Below are 21,163 nucleotides of genomic sequence, written 5' to 3' on the forward strand. Positions count from 1 at the left end.
ATGTGGACGCGGTTACAGAGAATCCGCCCAGATCATAACTCATGCTTGTTCCCCTCCCTCTTTCTTGTTCATACTGTCTTTCTTAAACCTTGCGGTCAGCGGAAACTCCTCCCATTTGACCAGCCAGATCATGCCCACCACAAACATGGCCAGATAAATCACGATTGCGCCAGACACCCACATGGGCATGCCCAGAAAGTACCTCATCTCTGCGGGATCGCCGGTTCCGAAGGCGTACATCCAGATGGTGGCGATCACTGTGGCCACCACCCCCAGCACGTGAAAGAACACGGCGTCTTTTTTGCCCACCTCCAGGCGGCGGTCCAGATTGCCCACCTGGGCGGGGTCATAGTCGGTACTCTCCAGATCGACATTTGACAGTTTTTTGTTTTCCATGATTCTCACTCCTTTAAAATTCTCTTCCGGCCGGCAGATTCCGGTCCGGCTTGCTGCTCTTCTTTTTAGCAAAAGATATGCCATTCATTTATTGTCCGTTTTGCCTAAATTGTCCTTGCAATTTTGTCGTTTTCCAAGATATATTAGAAAAAATGCCCTCTGATTTTCTCTGATTCGCGAATTTGTTTTTCGCATTTCGGCGAAATGCAAATTTTTCAGAAAGGAATTGACCACAGCATGGTACAGAGACCGGAAACACATCTGGCCGGGGATCTGGCTTCAACCCCCGCAGCTCAGAAGGAATATGAGTTGTTGAAGATCTTGGCGGAGCACTACTTCGGCAGCATGCTGGTCACGGATGACCGGGGCCGTTTTCTCTATGTCAGCGACGGCACCTGTCGCCTTTTGGGTGTCGACCGTGAGACGCTGCTGCAGCTCTCGATCTATGATACCCTCAAGGGCTACTGCTTTGCCACCAGCGCTTCTTCCATCAAGACGTTGGAAACAAAGCAGGAGTGTCTCAGCAACCACACGCTGACCGCCTCCGGCCGACAGGTGCTTGCCCTGTCCCGGCCTCACTTCGGCCCGGACGGGGAGCTGCAATACGTCCCTACATACAGCTGGGATGAGGAGGAGCTGTACACCTTGCTGGAGAAGTTCGACCAGGAGCGGGACAACGTCCGCAACGTCATTCGCTTCATGCAGGGCACTGACAAAACTCCATCCATGATCATCGCGGAGAGTGATGCCATGGTGAAACTGCTGGAGTATGCCGATCATGTAGCCGCGGTGGACAGCACCGTCATTCTGTACGGCGAGTCCGGCAGCGGCAAGGAGATGTTCGCCAAATACATCCATGCCCGCAGTGACCGAGCCGATCAGGTTTTCATCCCGATCAACTGCGCCTCTCTCCCCCCCTCTTTACTGGAAGAGGAGATGTTCGGTTACGAACGGGGCACCTTTACCGGCGGTTCCAAGGACGGCAGGATCGGCCTGTTCGAGTTCGCCGACAAGGGCACTATCTTTTTGGATGAGATCGGCGAAATGTCTCTGGAACTCCAGGCCAAACTGCTGCGGATCATCGAGACCGGCGAAGTCAAGCGTCTGGGCAGCAACCGAATCCAGAAATGCGACGTACGGATCATTGCCGCCACCAATCGGAATCTGCGGGAGATGGTAGAGGAAAAGGCATTCCGGGCAGACCTGTATTACCGATTGAACGTATTGACCATCCACGTGCCGCCTCTGCGGGAACGAGTGGCGGATATCGCCCCACTGACCCGGTACTTTGTCCAGCTTTTCAACAAAAAGTATGGCTTTACAAAACATCTGATGCCCGCTCTGATTCGGGCTCTGGAACAGTGGTCCTGGCCGGGCAATGTCCGAGAGCTTCGCAACACCGTGGAGCGGATGATGGTGGAGAGCCGGGATTCCATCATCGATGCGGCGGCCTTCCGGGAAATCCCACCGGGCATATCCTCTCCAAAAACCAGCGAATGCCCAGTCCCGGACCTTCTGCCCTATCAGCAGGCCATGAATATCTATGAGCGGGAATACCTCTCCGCCATGGTGGCATCCTGCGGCGGGGACCTTCGAAAAGCCGCCGGAAAGATGGAGCTCCACCTTTCCACCCTGTACCGGAAGCTGGAGAAGCTGGGTTTGAAGCCACCCCGGACATCCGGGAACTGCCAGGGCCCCGGAGAAGAACCGCTCCACTGAAAAAGCCGGCATGAAAATTGCTTAATAATTTTGACGCGGTGTTGAACACCGCGGGAGAGAAGGAACCGATTTTGCTGGAGAATCTGCTGTTCAGCCTCAATATGAGCCTGCCCCTCTTCATCGTCATGGGGCTGGGCTGTATTCTCACCCACAAGGGGTTTTTCACAGAGAATTACATTGCCCATACCACCAATCTGGTGTACTACGTACTGCTGCCTGGAAAAATGTTTCTGGACATCGCCACCAGCGATCTCAGCACCGCCTTTGACATCAGATATGTCGCGGTGGCAACGGGCGGCGTGGTGCTGCAGTTCGCGCTGGCCTGGGCAGCCGGCTGGCTGCTGTGTCCGGACCGCAGCAAGCAGAGCGCCTTTTCCCATGCCGCCTACCGGGGCAATTTCGTCTATCTGGGCACGGCTCTTCTGCGAAATATCTATGGAGTCTCCCATGTGCCCAGCGCAACGCTGATCCTGGCGCTGGTGATCCCCCTTTACAATATTCAGGGCGTTGTTCTGATGACTGTCAAGGAGCGCCAGGGCCGGTTCCGCCTGTCCACCGTGCTTCTGAACGTTCTGAAAAACCCCATGATCCTGGCTGTGCTTGCAGCCATCCCCTTCGCCTATTTCAAGATCCAGCTGCCCTTCGTGGTCTCTGAGAGCCTGGGCTATTTCCAGGCCGCCACCAATACCATGGCGCTGCTGGTGGTGGGCGGAAGCATCCGTCTCAGTGCCCTGAAGAACGATCTGCCGCTGCTCATGCGTCTCTGCGGTGTCAAGCTGTTGCTGATGCCGGCCATCTGGGCTGCCATGGGGATCGCCGCCGGCCTTCCGGCGGAGCAGCTGGTCACCCTGATCATCGTCGGCGCCATGCCGGCCGCCGTCAATGTCTACATCATCACAGACAAGATGGGCGGCGACGGAGCCCTGGCCTGCAGCGCCGTAGTAGTGACCCACTTGATGTCTCTGTTCACCATGACAGCCATCATCTTTGCCATGCGCACAGCGCGGCTCATATAGGGCGTACGCCGTAACGTTTTGAAACATTGTCTCTGTTACATAAGACACGCCATGCAACTCTCCGGTGGTCAAGCGTATCCTCTGCGGACTATATCCGCAGGTCGAACAAATATCATGCCAATCAGCAAATATGGAAAGGAGTTTTTCACAATGGATCTACCGAAACGCATTGAGCTGATCGAAGTCTGCCCCAGAGACGGCTTCCAGAACGTCCATGATATCATTCCCTTTGAGGGCAAGGTCGCTATTATCAAGAAGCTGGCAGAGGCCGGCTTCAAGCGGCTGGAGGTTGTCTCCTTCGTCAGCCCCAAAGCCATCCCCCAGATGGCCGACGCCAAGGAGGTTGTGGCCGCTGTGCGGGATACGCTGAAGGCGCACGGCGTCCGCACGGTAGCGCTGGTCCCCAACGCCCAGGGCGTGGAGACCGCCGTGGAGTGCGGCATCAACGAACTGACCTATGTCATCAGTGTCAGCCGCTCTCACAACATAGCCAATGTCCGCCGGACGCCGGAGGAATCCATGGAACAGTTCAAGACCCTGATTCAGGAGTACGGCCACAAGATCGACTTCCGCCTGGCTCTGGCTACCGCTCTGGGCTGTCCTTTTGGAGAGGAGATCCGCACCGAGCGGGTGGCGGAAATGGTGCAGTTCGGCCTGGATCTGGGCTGCAAGGAAATCTCCATTGCCGACACGGTAGGCATGTCCAATCCCAAGCGCACCTATGACCTGATGAATGCGCTCACCGCCCAGTTCGGAGCGGACAAGTTCGTCATGCATCTCCACGACACCCGGGGCCTGGCTCTGGCCAACACCCTGGCCGCCATGCAACTGGGCGTCCACAAGTTTGAAACCGCGGCCGGCGGCCTGGGCGGCTGTCCCTTCGCCCCCGGCGCAGCCGGTAATGTTGCCACAGAGGATACCCTGAACATGATGCATGAGATGGGCATTGAGACCGGCATCGACAACGATGCACTCCATGAGGCGGTGCTGCTGCTCCAACAGTATGTCCACGCCCCTATCGTCAGCCATCTGATGTCCCTGTACAAGACGAAGCCCTGCGTCTAAGGGATCAGCGGCACAGAATGGCACCAGCGGCGTTTCACTCGCTGCTGACGCCGGTCCTTCCCCGGACTTGGGAGCCTTTTAGGGAAAATCACTCCCATCCCAGTGCAACGTTTTTCTGGTGCATCCCTTCGCTGGCGCGTAGTGCGGACAGATTTCAGTCGGTCCATCCGTATCTGCGTTCAAAACGTAGAGCAGAGAGGTATATATGTGGAGATATTGAATTGGAAAGACGTTCAGCATGTCAACGATATCTGTGTTATGGCCCCGACCCTACAGTTGGCGGAAAAAGCTGAGATGCTGATCAAACAGGAGAATTATCAGAACATTGATGTAGTGGTGGCCGCCAGCGGCCGCCAGGAGACGGTCAAGTGTGCACAGACGCTGGCAGCTGCGGGTGCCGAAATCATTATCACCCGCAAAGGGACCCGCCGGATCGTGGAAGAGGTCACCAACCTGAAAGTCGTGAGCCTGAACAACTCCCTCTCTGACTATCTTTGGATGCTGAAGGAGCGTGGTCTGCACACACCTGGACTGATTGCTTTTTTTTCCTATGATCCCATGAGTTCTGATATTCTGCAGATGTGTGAGATGCTGGAGGTGCAGACAAAGAACTACATCTTCAAAAGCTTTGCCGACTGCCGGGGCTGCGTGGAGCGTGCCCTGAAAGACGGCGCGGTGTTTAGTGTGGGCGGTGCCTGGACCGATCCGTGGGCCAAAAGGTTGGGACTTCCCCATGTGATCGTGGAAAATTCCGTGGAGACCATTCTCAATGCACTGGAGAGTGCCACTCAGTTGCGCCGTGTCCAGGTGGAGGAAGCAGAAAAACAGTGCCTCTTTAAGACTCAATCAGAGATGTATCAGGCAGTACTGGACTTCACGCATGACGCCATCCTGGCCATTGATGAAAACGGCCGGATTCAGGTCCTCAATCCTCCGGCAGAGCGGATCATGGGCTGCCGGGCCGCGGATTCCGTGGGACAGCCGGTGGAGGCGGTCCTGCCCAATACCCTTCTGCCGGATGTGCTGGAGAGCGGCGAGAAGCAGCTGGACCAGATCATGCAGATCCACCAGACCCTGTGCAACACCAACCGGATCCCTATCCTGGTGGACGGCCAGCGCCGGGGCGTAGTGGCCACCTTTCAGGACGTGAAGCAGCTGCAGAACAGCGAACAGAAGATCCGCCTCAAGTTGCACGAAAAGGGCTTGGTGGCCAAGTACGCCTTCAACGATATCCTGGGGGACTCCCCAGCCATCCGCAGCACCATCCAGATTGCCCGGAGCTATGCCGCCTCCCGTGCCTCCGTGCTGATTCTGGGGGAGACCGGCACCGGCAAGGAGCTGTTCGCCCAGTCCATCCACAACGCCAGTGACCGCCGGGACGGCCCCTTTGTGGCCATCAACTGCGCCGCTATCAGCAACAGCCTGCTGGAGAGCGAGCTGTTCGGCTATGAGGCCGGGTCCTTTACCGGCGCCTCCCGGGGCGGCCGGGAGGGCGTGTTTGAACTGGCCCACGGCGGTACCCTGTTTCTGGACGAGATCGGCGAGATCCCCCGGGAGACCCAGGTGGAGCTGCTGCGGGTCCTGCAGGAAAAAGAGATCCGCCGGGTGGGCGGAAGCCGGGTGATCCCTGTGGACGTGCGCATCATCGCCGCCACCAACAAGGATCTGCTGCAGGAGACCGTGGAAGGCCGCTTCCGGGAGGACCTGTATTACCGTCTGGACGTGCTGGACCTGAAGCTCCCGCCTCTGCGGGAGCGGGGTGACGATGTGAAGATCTTAGGCCTCCATCTGTTCCGCCAGCTGCCCGGCGGCAAGGACCCCATCATGCAGAGCCAGTTCTTGTATCTGCTTGAACAGGCCGGTCCCTATCAGTGGTACGGCAATATCCGGGAGCTACAAAACTTTGTGGAGCGGGCCAATATTCTGATGAGGAACGCCGGAGCCTCCTCCGTGACGGTGTCGGATATTCTGCGCCGCCGCGCTGAGCCTGCGCCGGAACCCTGCCAGGAAACGGAATCACGTGACCGCCGCGCCATCGAGGCCGCTCTGCACAACCACCCCGGCTCTATGGCGGATGCCGCCAGAAGCCTTGGCTGCAGTCGACAAACTCTATGGCGGAAGATGAAAAAATACGGCATCCAACGGTGATCGTTTCATTTTCTGCTGCGCCTTTAACCGTTTGCAACACACGTTTAACAAATCGCGTTACACTCCCCCGGCCAAACGCCTTGTCTGCCTATTTTCATTCGCGGGCAAGGCGTTTTTTGTGCATTTTTACCCCCTTTTTGTAAATTTTCTACAGCTTTTTCAAACATTTAGTCAAATATATGAATTTTCCCCGAAGGATTGGCACATTTTTTGCTATATCTGTAATAATAGCTTTTGACGTCGTGGGCGAGCTGCGTCTGGGCAGGTCACAGGGGATCCTGTGGCAAGACTCTACTATCTTTTAGGAGGAGATTCCATGGGTAAAACAAAAGTCCAAAAGATCGGCTTCCTTGTCGGCATCGTTGCCATGCTGGTCATCGGCTTCATGCCGACGCCTGAAGGGCTGTCGCTGGTGGGGCAGCGGGTGCTGGCCGTCACCGTACTGATGGTGGTCTTTTGGATCACTGAGGCCATGCCGATCCCGTTCACAGCGCTGTTGCCGATCTTCCTGTTCCCGGTAATGCAAATCACCGGCTCCAAGGGACAGAATGACATCACGCTGTTCGCGCACTATGCCTACTCCACCTGCTACCTGCTGGTGGGCGTGGGCTTCCTGTCCGGCGCCATGGTGAAGCACGGCCTGCACAAGCGTATTGCTCTGGGCATCGTCAGCAAGGTCGGCAAGAAGCCCACCACTCTGATCCTGGGATTCATCATTGCCGTAGGCTTTGTGTCCATGTGGATGTCCAACACGACCGCCACTGTCATGATGCTGCCTGTAGCTCTGGCTATTTCCAGCACCTTGGGCGATAATGCCGCCGGTCTAAAGAAAGCCATGGTCCTGGCCATCCCCTACGCCGCCACCATCGGCGGCATGGCAACTGTCATCGGCACCACCACCAACCCCACCGGCATCGGCCTGATCCGTGAGACCATTGGCATCGACATCGACTTTCTGGACTGGATGAAGATCGGCCTGCCTTTCACCGTCATCCTGATCCCCTTCTTCTGGCTCTATATGGTGAAGTTCTTCAAGGTCGACAAGATGCCCCCTACTGACATCTCCATCGCCCGCAGGCAGTATGAGGAACTGGGGCCCATGAACAAGGGCGAGAAGTGGGTTGCCGCCATCTTCGTTCTGTGTGTCATCCTGTGGGTCACCCGTTCTCTGGTCTGGGGTGACTGGTTCCCCTATGCCACGGATGAAACTATCGCCATGTTCGGTGCAATCTTGGTTATGATTGCACCTATGGATTATAAGAAAGGTGAGTACGTCTGCGACTGGAAGACCGGCTTCAATGACATCCCCTGGAACGCCGTTATTCTGCTGGGCGGCTCCATGGTCATGGGCAACGCCTTCCGGGATGCCGGTTGCGCGGAGTGGATCGCCAATATGCTCTCCGGCTTGGCGGGCATGAACTCCATCCTGATTGTAATTCTGGTTGGTATTGTCACCGCTGTTCTCACTGAACTGACTACCAACGCCGTGGTCGTGGCCGCCTTTATCCCGGTCCTGGCCGGTGTGGGCGAGGCTATCGGAGTCAGTCCCTTTGCCATGATGATCGCCTGCATGTTGGCCTGCAACTTTGCTTTCATGCTGCCTCCCGGAACGCCCCCCAACGCCATTGCTTATGGCTCCGGCGAAATCGAGCTGAAAGATATGTTGAAATGCGGCCTTGGCCTGAAGCTCATCGCTCTGATCATCTTCCCCATCGTTCTGTATTTCATCACCATGGGCATCTTCGGTGTCGGCACGGTTTGACCGTCCCTGGTACATCTGTCACAAGGGCTCCGCACAGTATGTGCGGAGCCCTTTCCTGTCCCCCCGCTCCTCCGCTCCAGCGATCCAGCTGCTGGAGTTCACAGGCACAGCACAGGTGTGCGGACCGATCCACACCGTCTCTTCCAGCTGTCTCACAGGCGGCCTCAGGAGAATCATAGGGTACATACACCCCGAGTACAGAGTCTGTAATCCCCAGGGCCAGCCCGTCCAAAGCCCTGTGCGTCAGCCCTTTCTCGTGCGATCCCCCTGTGTTCTTCTCTCTGTACGGGCTCTGCGTAAGCCGCCGCAGAATCCCCGCCTGCATCTTCTTCGCCCAGCCCTGCAGAAAAACCCCGCCCCCTTCCATTTGGGAAGGGGGCGGGAAGGAGTGTGTGTTAGATGACTTATCGCTCAGGCTTGCAGGGAGTCTCTTTTTCTACATGGATATGGTGGCCGCTGTATGTACCAGGGATGGCCTGCATCTGGGCCTTCGCAGCAGCCAGCAGCTTGGAGAAGGAAATGCCAGTGTCGCAGCCCATCTCATTGAGAGTCCACACCACATCCTCTGTGGACAGATTTCCAGAGGCACCGGGGGCAAAGGGGCAGCCTCCCAGACCACCCAGAGCAGCCTGCACCTTGGTAACCCCCATATCCATGGCCGCCAGGGTGTTGGCCATGCCCAGGCCGCGGGTATCATGGAAGTGGACCATCAGATCCAGACCGGGATATGCGTTCTTCACGGCGCCGATCACTGCGCGCACCTGGGCGGGATCGGCAATGCCGATAGTATCGCACAGGCAGCAGGTCTTCATACCGGCGTCCACATAGTCTTTCAGAAAATTTACCGCGGCGGAGGGATTGTCGTATTTCCCCTCAAAGGGACAGCCAAAGGTGGTGGCCAGATCCACGATGATGTCCAGGTCGGGATAGGCAGCCCGGATTTCCTTGTACGCCTCCAGAGACTGCTCGTGGGTGCGGTTGATGTTGGCCTTGTTATGGCTCTTGCTGAGAGAGACCACATAGCACACCCGCCGCAAGCCCAGCTCATAGGCGTTCTGTGCGCCCCGCAGGTTGGGGATCAGTGCGAACAGATCCATGTCTGGATATTTCTCCAGCACCACCCGGGTCACGTCAGCCGCGTCTGCCAGCTGGGGAATGGCCTTGGGGCTGACGAAGGAGGTATACTCGATGTGCTTCACTCCGGCAGCCACCAGTTGATCGATGACGGTCAGCTTCTGCTCCGTGGTGATCGGGGTGCATTTGACACTCTGGAATCCGTCCCGGGGCCCCACTTCGATGACTTCAACTTGCTTGCTCATGACAGGAAATCCTCCTCTAAAATCAGATAACGCCTTTCTCCTTCAGCTCGGTCAGTTTGGCCTCGTCGAAGTCCAGCATCTCACCGTAGATCGCGGCATTGTCCTCGCCAAGCAGGGGCGCCCCCTTTCTGGGGCAGGACTTGGTGCGGGTCAGCTTCTGGGCCATGGCCGTGATCTGCAGCTTGCCCATGCCGGGCTGGTCGATCTCCGGGAACATTCCGCGGTCGCCGGCGATCTGGGGGTCCTTCACCAGACGGTCAATAGTGTTCACCGGACAGGCCGGGCAGCCGGCGTCATTGAGCATCTTGTCGATTTCGTCAATGGTATGGTTTCTGGTCCAACTGCTGATGATCTCCCGCAGCTCCTCGTGATTTGCGATGCGCTCCTGGATGCCTGCAAACTTGGGGGCATCAGCCAGCTCGGGGCTGCCCATCACACTGCACAGGATCTTCCAAAGCTTGGCGTTTCCGGCGGCGATGACCACGTCGCCGTCACTGGCCGGGAACACATCATAGGGATAGGTGGACTCATAACGGTTGCCGATCCGCTGGGGATACGGCCGGTAGACTGATAGATCATGGTGATATTCTCCATAGCGGAGGCCACAGAGTCCACCAGTGCCACGTCGACCTTTTCACCCAGACCTGTCCTCTGCTTGTTCACCAGGGCCGCCAGCACGCCGACGGTCAGGTTCAGCCCTCCCAGCACGTCGCCCATGGGGGTGCCGCAGCGGGTGGCAGGGCCGCCAGGCCAGCCGGTGGTGCTCATCAGTCCGCCCATGGCCTGACCTACAATATCATAACCCGCACGCTTGCTGTATGGGCCTGTGTGGCCGAAGCCGGAGCAAGCGCCATAGATGATGCCGGGGTTGATCTCCTTCAGCACATCATATCCCAGGCCCAGCTTCTCCATGGTGCCGGGACGGTAGTTCTCGATCACCACGTCGGCCTTCTTCACCATCTCCTTGAAGATCTCCTTGGCCTCGGGGGCTTTCAGGTTCAGGGTGACGCCCATCTTACTGCGGTTAAAGTTGGCAAAGTAAACGCTTTGATCATTGATAAAGGGGCCCATGCTCCGACTGTCATCACCCTTGCCAGGCTGCTCGACCTTGATAACCGTAGCGCCCATATCCGCCAGCAGCGCACCGCAGTAGGGCCCTGCCAACACGCGGGTCAGATCCAGAATAACAATGCCTTCCAGCAGGCCTTTTTCGTGCTCCATGATAAACCTTCCTTTTCCGTCAATAATATGCCTTCAGAATTGGCCTATCGCTCTGGGGGCGAGACCAGAGGAGGGCCTTATCCTATCGGGATATTAAGCAATTTTTGTGCCAACATTTTGGAGCAGCCCAGACGTCGTAATACCACAGATATCGGTCTGTTTTTTTGAACCGTCCGCTATCAAGCTGCTAATTTGTATCAGTAAGTATTAAATGTACCGTAACATATTGTTACATCCCGTAACACTTCAAGAAGACCTACTGCGGAGCCAAATTTTCCGGTCGGATGCGCCTATCGTCCGCAGCTTTCAACTCCTGAGAGCATGGCGTTCATGCGCCTGGGAAATGCCACATTCGCTCCCATCTGGTTCTATTGGCAGTCATGCCGATATCTGAGCAATGTTCCGGTCGATAGAATGCTGCTCCTTTATTTTACAGTAGATATTGAAATGAAGAAAATAGCGCCTCATCCGCCTTCTCCCCCACCAACCTGCGGCTCTTCCTTGATCATTCCTGGAATTATGTGGTGCCAGACATTGATCTCTCTGGCTGAATGAGCTATCAGTGTCGACAGGTTCTTCACACAGCTCCTCTCAATTTGCAGCCTGCTGCCGGCAACATACAACTGCATTTTTGACAAACTTTTCCCGCTGAGATGGGCGAGCCCTTGCCCTCATTTCCCAAACTTATCGGGAATACTTTTTCCGCTCGTTTATAGCGGTTTTCGGCGCTTTTTAATTTGTTTCACTTACTCTTTGACGCTCTTATCTCCGCTGTTTCCGAGTGTTCCGGAGCCGTATGTGGTAATCTATGTGGTCAAAAACGCTTCCCGCCCGGTTTCCGGTGAACTGTCACCGGGGCCGGACGGGAAGCGTTTTGTGTTTCAAATCGTCTGCATTGTAACTCTGCGGAGGGTGTTATGCAAGTGGTTTCTGCAAGGGTGCGGCTCAAAGGTTGAGCCGCTATAGACAAAGAATAGGCAGGAAGATAAGCGAGGTACTTTTCGTGCTCCCTGAGTATAAATTCCTTAATACAGGCATAATAGTAAGGGATTTATGGCACAGTCTATTGACTATTCCCTTATTTCGTATTACTATTTAAGGGAAAGCGAATGGAGGTGAGGGAATGAGAACCTTCAATTACTCTGCAATTAAGGAACAGAAGTGGGACTCGGATGTTCTTGGCCTAATTGCGGCCATATACAAGGAAGCCGGAAAGCAAGAATTGTATTTGAAGCAGCGTCCGGAGGAACTTGAAAAGCTCGTGGAGATTGCCAAGATACAGAGCACTGAGGCATCGAATGCCATCGAGGGCATCGTCACCACGAGTACCCGAATCCGGCAGCTCGTCGAGGAGAAAACCACGCCGAGGAACCGAGATGAGCAGGAGATCGCTGGATACCGCGATGTGCTGAGTATCATTCATGAGAGCTTTGACGCGATACCAATTACGCAGAACTATATCCTGCAGCTTCACAAAATCCTGTACAGCCACATGAATAACCCGCTTGCGGGCCGCACAAAAAGCGTGCAGAATTATATCACTGCCACCTATCCGGACGGTCATGTGAAAACGCTGTTCACGCCGCTTGCCCCTTATGAAACGCCGGAAGCGCTGGACAGAATCTGCGAGGAATACAACCGTGTGATTGGAAATATGGAGCTGGAGCCGTTGATTGCAATCCCGGTTTTCATCCATGACTTCCTGTGCATTCATCCGTTTAATGACGGCAACGGAAGAATGAGCAGATTGCTCACAACGCTGCTTTTGTACCGGAGCGGATTTTATGTCGGCAAGTATATCTCACTTGAAGCCAAAATCGCCAAAAACAAGGATTTGTACTATGATGCGCTTGCACAGGCGCAAACCGGCTGGCACGAAGGCACAGAGGATGTAGTGCCTTTCATCAAGTATCTGCTCGGGACAATTCTTGCGGCGTATAAGGACTTTGAGGATCGCATGGCGCTTGTGGAAACCAAGCTGCCCGCACTGGAAATGGTGCGCAGAGCAAGCAAGAATAGAATCGGGCGGTTTAATAAGCAGGACATCCGGGAGCTCTGCCCGACGCTCAGCGACAGTTCCATTGAGGGTGCTCTGCGGAAGTTAGTCGCCGTTGGTGAACTGAAAAAAGAAGGAAAAGGTAAAAACACCTGCTATTTCAGACTGAATTAAATTTCCGTCAATTAGAGGGCCGCACCTGTTCATACGAGCAGGTGCGGCCCTTTTAGTCGCTTTATAGTAGTTGGCGCACAGTTTAAGGGTTGAGCCGCTATAAACAAGGAATACACCAAAGTCTCCTGCCGGAACACACACTTGCCTTACCCGAAGAAATACTGCTTCATATCTGAGACAGCGCCATCCTTATCGCAGAACCATTCATAATTAGAGAGACAATTTCGGCAGTGAGCAATCACATCGAAGCCGCCGGGTGAATGCCAGTTGTCGGTAATGCTCATGATCTCCAATGGTTTTCCGCAGGCTGGACATAGTCTGATTTTCCTTGCCTTACGAGTGGCACGCTCTCTCTGTTCTGTCTCAAGTGCATCTAAAAGGTCATGCCAAAGATTCGGATTCGGCTCGTGTTCTGCGTAATCTTCAAGATGCCGCCTAATCTCATCGGCAGCCAGTACGAGAAACTTATCATCCAGAAGCTGAGTGTGACGCTTGATATAATCAGCGACTACCATGGGCATACAAGTATTCCTGCCCATCGCATACCGCATTGCCGACAGCAGAATCAAGCGAAAGTCAGAGTCGCAGATTGGGGCGAGCAGATCCTGAGGGAACAGCAGAAACTCCTTGCCATTATTCATGCATACGCGCAGCGGCCGCTGTTCTTCCGTTACCAGATTCAGTAGACTGTTAGCTTGATCCTTCAGCTCATCAATGGTGATCGATTCGTAGTCCTGAAACGGGTTTACTTCATAATTCATCATTTAACCTCCAATCAGTTTGTCCTCACGATGAGGTGTTGGCATTGTAGCTCTGACTGCCCGGAGGTTCAACCGTTTCTTTTGCAGCTCGAAAAGAAATCCAATAGGGTCGGAATTCGTGCGGATTTATCATTTTCTTGCTTTTCCTGCCCAAATGTGCTATCATTATAAACAACGCTGTCAAGTGTTGGAATAGGCCTTGGCAGTATGGCTGCAATAGACCGAATGCTCTGCCAAGTGGCAGAGCATTTTTCGCATATCGGTACGGAGGAGATATTTATGTCTGTGAGTTATAAAAAACTCTGGAAACTGCTCATCGATAAGGACATGAAGAAAAAAGACTTATATGAAAAGGCGGGTATCAGCCCAGCATCCGTCACTAAGATGGGGCGGAACGGGCATGTTACCACGGAGATTCTTGCGAAGATTTGCGCTGCGCTGGATTGCCGGATAGAAGATATCGTGGAGATTGTGCCGGATCCTGATAAGAGTCGTTAAATAGTAGAATATTCTTGATAACAAAGGGATACATATGGGAAACATCATTCAGTCGATTCCGGAAGCAAAGCTTCTATTGGCCTCTTTACGCTCCGTTGGATATACAGAGGAAACCGCAATTGCGGATATTGTTGATAATTGTATTTCTGCTAAAGCCAAGCATATTGATATTATCTTTGAGACTGAGAAAATGCGAATTCTAATTCTTGATGATGGTATTGGTATGACAGCACAAGCCCTAATAGAGAATATGAGAATTGGGTCTTCTGATCCGTCGAAACAGCGGGATGATACTGATCTTGGGCGATTTGGTATGGGCATGAAAACTGCCGCCTTTTCATTGGGGAAAAGGCTTACTGTTGTAACCAGATTTGAGGAATCTACCAGTAACGCTGCATGGGATTTAGACAAAATACCTGATATTGGGTGGAATCTTATTATCGAGGAAAGTGACTCAATAGCCGAGATTTCATCCAGGCTTGGAGCGCAAGGTACTGTTGTTTGTATTGAGAATCTTGATCGAGTAATCGGTTCTTTAGATGAAGCGAAGGCCAAAAAGAAGTTTTGCAAAACAGCGGAAAAAGTTGAAAAGCATCTCGCCCTTATTTTTCATCGGTTCATTGAGGAAGATGGCCTTGTTATTCGCATCAATGGAACAGAGATTCAACCATGGAACCCGTTCGTTATCAATAATAATGCCACTCAAGAGCTTGCAGATGAAACTATATGGTCAGACGATGGTGCATCTGAAGTTGTAATTCAGCCATATGTTCTTCCCCATAGAACCAAGTTTGCCTCGGATGATGACTATCAAGCTGCGGGCGGTGCAAAAGGGTGGAACTATCATCAGGGTGTGTATGTCTATAGAAATCGTAGACTTATAATTTGTGGTACATGGTTTGATTATATCAAGAAAGAGCCAGCATACAATCTTGCAAGGATTAAAGTTGATATATCTTCTGTTAGTGATGAAGAGTGGAAAATTGACATTAAAAAATCAACAGCCTCTTTACCTGGGTATGTTCGAGACACTGTGGAACGGGCTATTGATATTTGTACGGAGGCGTCCGCTCGTGTCTATAACTCCCGTGGGACATACTCAAAATCTAATATAAGTGCACCGAACCTAAGTTATGTTTGGGAACAGCGAAAAAAGAATGGGCGCTATTCCTTCCATATTAACCGTAAACATGCCTTGCTCACCGAGGTCAAAAAGCATCTTGACACAGATGGCGCAGCTGCGTTGTCAGCGTATTTAACTCTGGTAGAAAATTTTGCACCGTTTATGCTGTCTGGTGTAACAGACTCGCTGCAAAAATCGACTGAAACTGCAGTAAATAAAGCCTCACTTGAATATCAAGTGGAGATATCCGAATTAAAAGAATACATCGCGTTGTTTCTGTCTCAAGGATTTACAAAAGAAGAAACAAGGTCCACCTTACTGGATATGGTGAATTACCGTCATCTCCGTAATGAGATTATTGAGTTGTTGGAGGAAGCCGAATGATAAACGTGCCTAAGGGCTTAGCCCCGCATGAAGTTGATCTTTACATAAGTGCCTTCAAGTTTTGCGAAAAGTTAATTCAGGAACAGAATACTGATATTGGCGCTGCAGTAACAGAGACAACGGAGAAATACAGCTTTATTATTTCGGATAAAGAGTTATTTGCACAGTTTCTTTTTAGAGAAATCACTGCATATACCGAGCCATCAATAGGTGTTGTGTCCCCAGAACTTGATGATAAAACTTGGTGGAGTAAACTTAAAAAAACGGAAAAATTCATACCTGAGTATTGGCAGCGATATTATGACTACTTAAATAGAAAACCTTCTTGGAGTTTAACTGCAGTGCAGGATATTGATTCGTCCACTGACGAGATAATGAACGCACTTGCAAACCCACGAAGTGGTAGAGCATGTGATCGCATGGGCATGGTCTTTGGTTATATACAATCTGGTAAGACCGCACATTACATTGGGCTGATCAATAAAGCGGTTGATGCGGGGTATAGAATTGTAGTAGTGTTGACTGGCATTCATAATAGCCTACGCAGCCAGACGCAATCACGTATTGATGAAGAAGTTTTGGGCTATGAGACAAGCTTGGAAAACTTGGCCGATATGATTAGGGAACCGAATGTTATTGGTGTTGGGATAGGTGCGCACAACCGCGTGAAAACGATAGTGCAGTCCATTACAACCCGTGATGAAAAAGGCGATGTAAATAAAACTACAGAAGGCGTCTCCATGGTTCCGCCGTTTATTATTGTTACAAAGAAAAATGCAACGGTTTTGCGTCGTATCCTGCGCTTTTTCCGAAAAAACCAATGTGCCGAAGTAATTGACGGCAAAAAAATTATAACAGCTAAATATCCGGCGCTCATAATTGATGATGAAGCAGACCAGGCCTCCATTAATACAAACGATAGTTATGATGAGAAGGGTAATCTTCTTGATGATTATAATCCTACAACAATAAATGGACTGATTCGAGAAATTCTTAAAACATTTGAGTGCAGATCTTATGTTGGATATACAGCTACTCCGTTCGCCAACATTTTTATACCACCGCATATTAACTCTGAGCGATATGGAACAGATCTCTTCCCTCGCAACTTTGTTTTCAGAACACCGCGGGCGGATCAGTATATCGGTGCCCGAGAGTTTTTTGGATTAAGCGGCGATGAAAATACGCCGGTAATGCCTTTGTGCAGAGATATTATCGCGGGAGCTTCTTACCTTGGTAAGGGTACTAAAGCAGGAGATCCTGTTGGCAACATACCAGAAGAGCTAAAAAAAGCAGTGAAATGTTTCTTGATATCCACCGCGCTTCGTAATTGCAGAGGACAAATTAATAAACCCAATACGATGTTGATTCACATTGTGCGTTTCGTTTCTCAGCAAAATGCAGTAAAAAAGAAAGTTGCTGCATACTACCAAGATGAACTTGCCAACTTCATCCGATATGGCGACTCAGGTATCTATGATGAACTGAAGACGATTTGGGAAAATGATTACCTTGAGACAACAGCTGCATTACGTTCTCAATTCAGTAAATATATGTCTGATTGTGCAGATATTGAATGGGATGATATTTGGGATGAAATTAGGAGAATCGTAGCAAAGAAAGAAATTAAAATATACAGTGTCAACGGAAAAAGCGAGGATGCTCTGCTATACAAAAACAACGAAGGAAAGCCATTTAATGTTATTGTCATTGGCGGGGACAAACTGTCCCGAGGCCTGACGCTTGAGGGATTAACTATCAGTTACTTCACGAGAAGCTCTAATACTTATGATACTCTTATGCAAATGGGGCGCTGGTTTGGCTTCCGTCCTGGCTATTTGGATGCGTGTCGCCTATATACAACGCCAGGGCTAAGAGGACTTTTTTCTCACATTTCTATGGCAACCGAGGACTTGGCTGGACAGTTTGATTTTATGAATGATGTAGATCAGACTCCAGCAGATTTTGGCCTGCGTGTCGCAAGTCATCCCTCTTTAGAGATTACAAGTAAAAACAAACTAAAGACGGGTCTTGAGGTAAAAAGAGACTTCAGCTGCAAGCTTAGCCAGACACGCGTTTTCGATATTGACGGTTCCCAATATGACCGCAATTTTGCAACAGTTGAGAATCTGCTGTATTCCATAGCGGGATGCAGAGTTTCAAGTGAACAGTATGAAGCTCGTCTTAAGAGAACGCACCCAGGTGATCATTATTTTTGGATGGATGTATCGGCTTATGATGTTGCTAATTTCTTCGAAGGCTATGAAACATCGAAAACGGCTACTCGCGCCAATAGTAAGTATATGGCAGACTATGTGCGTGCGATGAATGTAGATGGTCTTGGCGGAGTAAAAAATTGGACCGTCTGCCTTATAAATGTCAGCGGAAACGGAGAGCCATTTTCTATTGCGGGACTTGATGTTGGTGCGGGTATTCTCAGAAAAGAAGGTGCTGGTGTATCTTCTTTTGAGACAACCTGTTCAATACACACCATGACATCCGCTGGGCACGAGTATTTTGATTACAGTCAGGCACAGCTCGACAAGGAACATGAGCTCCGAGAAATGTACTCGGCTGATCCATCCATTAATCGGGTCAACGAAAAAATTCGAAAGGAAACGCGGTCTTTTGATCAAGGATTGTTAATCCTCTATCCAATTGCAGATGCAGGAAAACTAACTGCTCAGAAAGAAGATCACAATACCCCATTTGGCTTCGCAGCTGTGTTTCCTGATAGAAAAGGAAAAGGTAATCTAAAGTCTTATCGGATGAACGATATAGCACTGGAGAAAGATAACGATGAGTTTTACGGCTGACATCTATAAAGAAATATGTACGGATATTGCAAAAAACTCTCGGCCTAATTCTGTTTACGCCATGAGAATGTTGAAACTCTCCAACGGAATTAATATTGCATTCTCTATTAATACACTTACATACATGCGGGGAGCGTTTTTCTCAGTTGACGCTAAAGCAACGGCAAATCAATTCCCTCGCTGGAAAGGCGTTGACATCGTCATCGCTAAACTTCCTGCCTATGGTACTGATCAGGAGTATGTAAATGTAATGCAGTTACCAGGAAGTGCAACTGATATTTTCGAAATTGTCATTGAGAACTTGCGAAGCGAACTGGAGAAATGCTCCGTTGCAGAAGACTCCTTTGCAGTTATTGCTGCGGTTTTGACCAAATGGAGAGAATTCTTCAAGACAGATAAAGATCTTATTATGTCTGAAGAACGCCAGCAAGGGCTGTATGGAGAACTGCTGTTTTTAGAAGAATGCCTTGAAGTATTTGGACCAATGGCTGTTTCTCAATGGGCTGGCAGTAATGACGAGACTCATGATTTCTACTTCTCGTCTAATGCGGTTGAGGTGAAAACAACTTCTTCTCAGGCTCCGTACTATGCACATATCAGCAGTGAATATCAACTTGACAACAATGATATTCCCGGAAAGTTATTCCTGCGTTTTTATGCGTTTCGAAAAAGTCAAAGTGCAGGGGATAAGCTGCCAGACATTATAGAGCGGATCCGTCGGGCAATTTCACATATTCCACAGACAGCACAGACCTTCACAGAAAAAATTCAAAAGTATGGGTACTATGATGCGGCTGCGGATTATTATGGTGCCGGTTATTTTGTCCGTGATCAATACTATTTTACTGTTAAAGATGGATTTGCACGAATCACAAAAGCTGCGGTGCCCACAGGTGTAACAGATCTAACTTATACGATTAGTGTTGCTCAGTGCATGCCATTTGCGGTCAACAAAAATAGCGTGTTTGCAAAGTTGAAGGGAGGGGTTAACAATGTTGAATGATAAAATATTGGAGTTTTACAGCGAACTGCGCGAGGAAGTGCAAGATTATGTGAAAACCAACGGCCCCGTCTCTGTTAACACAGCGTTTAAGACACTTTTCTTGTCATATCTGACTGAAACCGGAGAAACACTTGTTTCGGACTGCACTCTCGTTGATTTCAAAAAAGATTCTGAGAATATGCGTTTGGACGGTTATGCCTTCAGTGAGTATTTTCGTTCATTGACGCTACTCGTCAGCAAGTATCAGGCTAAAGCCATACCAGATAAAATCAAAAAAACAGAGCTTGATAAACTGATGCGAAAAGCAGTAAAATTCTATAAGACCTGCCAAACGAATTATTTCGAGGAATTAGAAGAGTCCAGTGATGGGTATCAAGCCTATGAGTTTATTAAGGCACATAGAGCGGATATTGAGACAGTGAATATTATTTTTCTGACGAATGACGAAGTGGTACAATTCGTTCCAGAGGATATTTCTTACGGAAAGATTTCCATTAAGTTTGATGTCTGGGATATTGAACGCCTTTATCAGAGTATATTCAGCGGAACAGCAGTAGAACGTCAGCTTGTTATAAAGCTAAAGAAGAAGTATGCTGCTCCGTTGCATCTAATTAAAGTAAATGGGAGCAATGATATCTATGACTGCTATATTGGTGTCATTTCCGGGGAACTACTGGCTCGCATTTACAAGGATGAAGGGCAAGAACTAATTCAAAAGAATGTTCGTTCGTTTCTGCAAGCAACTGGCAAGGTCAATAAGGGTATTAAAATGTCCTTGGCAAGTAGTCCCGAAATGTTTATGGCATATAACAACGGTATTTCTACAGTTGCAGATAGTATTGTTATTGACGAAGCAAGCAGCCATGACGATTTAGTGACCATCACCGAAATTACTGGGTGGCAGATAGTAAACGGCGGACAAACAACGGCGTCTATTTATAATGCATTTCAAGCAAAACTGCCTCTGGAAAAAGTGCATGTTCAAATAAAGCTATCTGTCATTAAACAGAAAGAGCAAGCGGATGGTATTATTCAGAATATATCTAAATATGCCAATAGTCAGAATAAAATCAATATGTCTGACTTTAATGCAAATGATGTCTATCATGTGAAAATGGAACGGCTGTCCAGAAGTACCTATATTCCAGTAGCAAAAGGTAAGCCTACCGATCAGTGGTTTTATGAGCGTGCCCGAGGTCAGTACCTTGTTGAACTGAGCAGACAGCCAACCAAAGCGGCAAAAGATCAATTCAAAAGTCGATGCCCCAAGAATCGCTGTATTTCAAAAACTGTTGCCGCAAAGTGCGTCATGGCGTGGTCTGGATATCCATATATCGTAAGCAAAGGGCTGGAAACAAACTTTGTGTTTTTCTCAGATATGGTTTCCAAAGGCGAATTTCCAGAACCGTCTGAACAGAGTTACATCGAAATGATTTCAAGAGTGATTTTATTTAATCGATGTGATGATATTATAAAAAGCTTGAAATTCGGTGGTTTCAAGGCTCAGCAAGATTACTATACTGTTGCGCTTATCGGGAAATACTATTCGGATCTTATAAATCCTCAGGAAATTTGGAACAATCAAGATATTAATGCAGAAACAGCGAAGATAATCGAAACCTTGGCTTATTTTGTATGGGAGCATTTCCAAAATCCCAGTGTACCCGGTGTGAATATCGGTCAATGGTGTAAAAAAGAGGATTGTTGGGAACTGCTGCAAAAGCGCTTTGAAGCACAAAAAGATAAAGCAGGAGCAAGATAA

At 50.3% G+C, this 21,163-nt stretch carries 16 protein-coding genes; 11 read left to right on the plus strand and 5 right to left on the minus strand.

Annotated features, from left to right (window positions below):
- Positions 1-39 precede the first annotated feature (39 nt).
- Positions 40-396 carry a DUF997 family protein gene (locus EIO64_RS04670; protein ID WP_025543856.1) on the minus strand — a complete coding sequence of 119 codons (357 nt, stop codon included), beginning with the start codon at positions 394-396 and terminating at the stop codon, positions 40-42.
- A gap of 309 nt (positions 397-705) precedes the next feature.
- Here EIO64_RS04670 and EIO64_RS04675 point away from each other — a divergent pair, with 309 nt between their 5' ends.
- The 5 genes from EIO64_RS04675 to EIO64_RS04695 all read left to right on the plus strand — a co-directional run bounded on the left by EIO64_RS04675 (position 706) and on the right by EIO64_RS04695 (position 8,106).
- A complete protein-coding gene (locus EIO64_RS04675; RefSeq protein WP_158629698.1) occupies positions 706-2,115 on the plus strand; it encodes a sigma-54 interaction domain-containing protein in 1,410 nt (469 codons plus the stop codon).
- 17 nt (positions 2,116-2,132) lie between these two features.
- The gene (locus EIO64_RS04680) at positions 2,133-3,131 is read left to right on the plus strand and encodes an AEC family transporter (protein WP_207754067.1); all 999 of its coding nucleotides are present in this window, start codon (positions 2,133-2,135) and stop codon (positions 3,129-3,131) included.
- A gap of 150 nt (positions 3,132-3,281) precedes the next feature.
- Positions 3,282-4,196 (plus strand): hydroxymethylglutaryl-CoA lyase, encoded by a 915-nt coding sequence (locus EIO64_RS04685; protein ID WP_158629700.1) that lies wholly within the window; start codon positions 3,282-3,284, stop codon positions 4,194-4,196.
- Between the two features lie 294 nt (positions 4,197-4,490).
- Complete coding sequence (locus tag EIO64_RS04690; protein ID WP_158629701.1) at positions 4,491-6,344, plus strand: sigma 54-interacting transcriptional regulator; 1,854 nt, start codon at positions 4,491-4,493, stop codon at positions 6,342-6,344.
- A 316-nt stretch (positions 6,345-6,660) separates the two neighbouring features.
- Positions 6,661-8,106, plus strand: a complete 1,446-nt coding sequence (locus EIO64_RS04695) for an SLC13 family permease (protein ID WP_119311484.1) — start codon at positions 6,661-6,663, stop codon at positions 8,104-8,106.
- Between the two features lie 404 nt (positions 8,107-8,510).
- Here the strand turns inward: EIO64_RS04695 and EIO64_RS04700 are convergent, their stop codons facing one another.
- From EIO64_RS04700 to EIO64_RS04705, 3 genes are read right to left on the minus strand one after another with little or no spacing between them, the layout of a single operon-like run.
- Entirely contained in the window at positions 8,511-9,425 is a 915-nt protein-coding gene (locus EIO64_RS04700) for a hydroxymethylglutaryl-CoA lyase (RefSeq protein WP_119311485.1), read from the minus strand.
- 22 nt (positions 9,426-9,447) lie between these two features.
- Complete coding sequence (locus tag EIO64_RS18980; RefSeq protein ID WP_346730077.1) at positions 9,448-9,933, minus strand: CoA transferase; 486 nt, start codon at positions 9,931-9,933, stop codon at positions 9,448-9,450.
- Complete coding sequence (locus tag EIO64_RS04705) at positions 9,858-10,646, minus strand: CaiB/BaiF CoA transferase family protein (RefSeq protein ID WP_346730078.1); 789 nt, start codon at positions 10,644-10,646, stop codon at positions 9,858-9,860. Before EIO64_RS04705 ends, EIO64_RS18980 begins: the two co-directional genes overlap by 76 nt.
- 1,123 nt (positions 10,647-11,769) lie before the next feature.
- Here EIO64_RS04705 and EIO64_RS04710 point away from each other — a divergent pair.
- Positions 11,770-12,816 carry a Fic family protein gene (locus EIO64_RS04710; RefSeq protein ID WP_136890884.1) on the plus strand — a complete coding sequence of 349 codons (1,047 nt, stop codon included), beginning with the start codon at positions 11,770-11,772 and terminating at the stop codon, positions 12,814-12,816.
- Positions 12,817-12,962: 146 nt separating this feature from the next.
- Here the strand turns inward: EIO64_RS04710 and EIO64_RS04715 are convergent, their stop codons facing one another.
- The gene (locus tag EIO64_RS04715) at positions 12,963-13,580 is read right to left on the minus strand and encodes an LIM domain-containing protein (protein WP_136890885.1); all 618 of its coding nucleotides are present in this window, start codon (positions 13,578-13,580) and stop codon (positions 12,963-12,965) included.
- Positions 13,581-13,856: 276 nt separating this feature from the next.
- On the opposite strand from EIO64_RS04715, the gene EIO64_RS04720 reads away from it, so the two are divergent.
- The 5 genes from EIO64_RS04720 to EIO64_RS04740 are packed head-to-tail and all read left to right on the plus strand — an operon-like array spanning position 13,857 to position 21,163.
- Positions 13,857-14,075 carry a helix-turn-helix domain-containing protein gene (locus tag EIO64_RS04720; RefSeq protein ID WP_136890886.1) on the plus strand — a complete coding sequence of 73 codons (219 nt, stop codon included), beginning with the start codon at positions 13,857-13,859 and terminating at the stop codon, positions 14,073-14,075.
- 34 nt (positions 14,076-14,109) lie between these two features.
- Positions 14,110-15,582: an ATP-binding protein gene (locus EIO64_RS04725; RefSeq protein ID WP_136890887.1), complete on the plus strand. Its 1,473-nt coding sequence runs from the start codon at positions 14,110-14,112 to the stop codon at positions 15,580-15,582.
- The gene (locus EIO64_RS04730) at positions 15,579-18,398 is read left to right on the plus strand and encodes a Z1 domain-containing protein (protein ID WP_136890888.1); all 2,820 of its coding nucleotides are present in this window, start codon (positions 15,579-15,581) and stop codon (positions 18,396-18,398) included. Before EIO64_RS04725 ends, EIO64_RS04730 begins: the two co-directional genes overlap by 4 nt.
- Positions 18,382-19,401 (plus strand): PD-(D/E)XK motif protein, encoded by a 1,020-nt coding sequence (locus EIO64_RS04735; protein WP_136890889.1) that lies wholly within the window; start codon positions 18,382-18,384, stop codon positions 19,399-19,401. The genes EIO64_RS04730 and EIO64_RS04735 overlap by 17 nt, the downstream gene beginning before the upstream one ends.
- Positions 19,391-21,163: an AIPR family protein gene (locus tag EIO64_RS04740; protein WP_136890890.1), complete on the plus strand. Its 1,773-nt coding sequence runs from the start codon at positions 19,391-19,393 to the stop codon at positions 21,161-21,163. The genes EIO64_RS04735 and EIO64_RS04740 overlap by 11 nt, the downstream gene beginning before the upstream one ends.

Origin of the sequence: Dysosmobacter welbionis, from assembly GCF_005121165.3 — a bacterium.
GTDB classification, from domain to species: Bacteria; Bacillota; Clostridia; order Oscillospirales; family Oscillospiraceae; genus Oscillibacter; species Oscillibacter welbionis.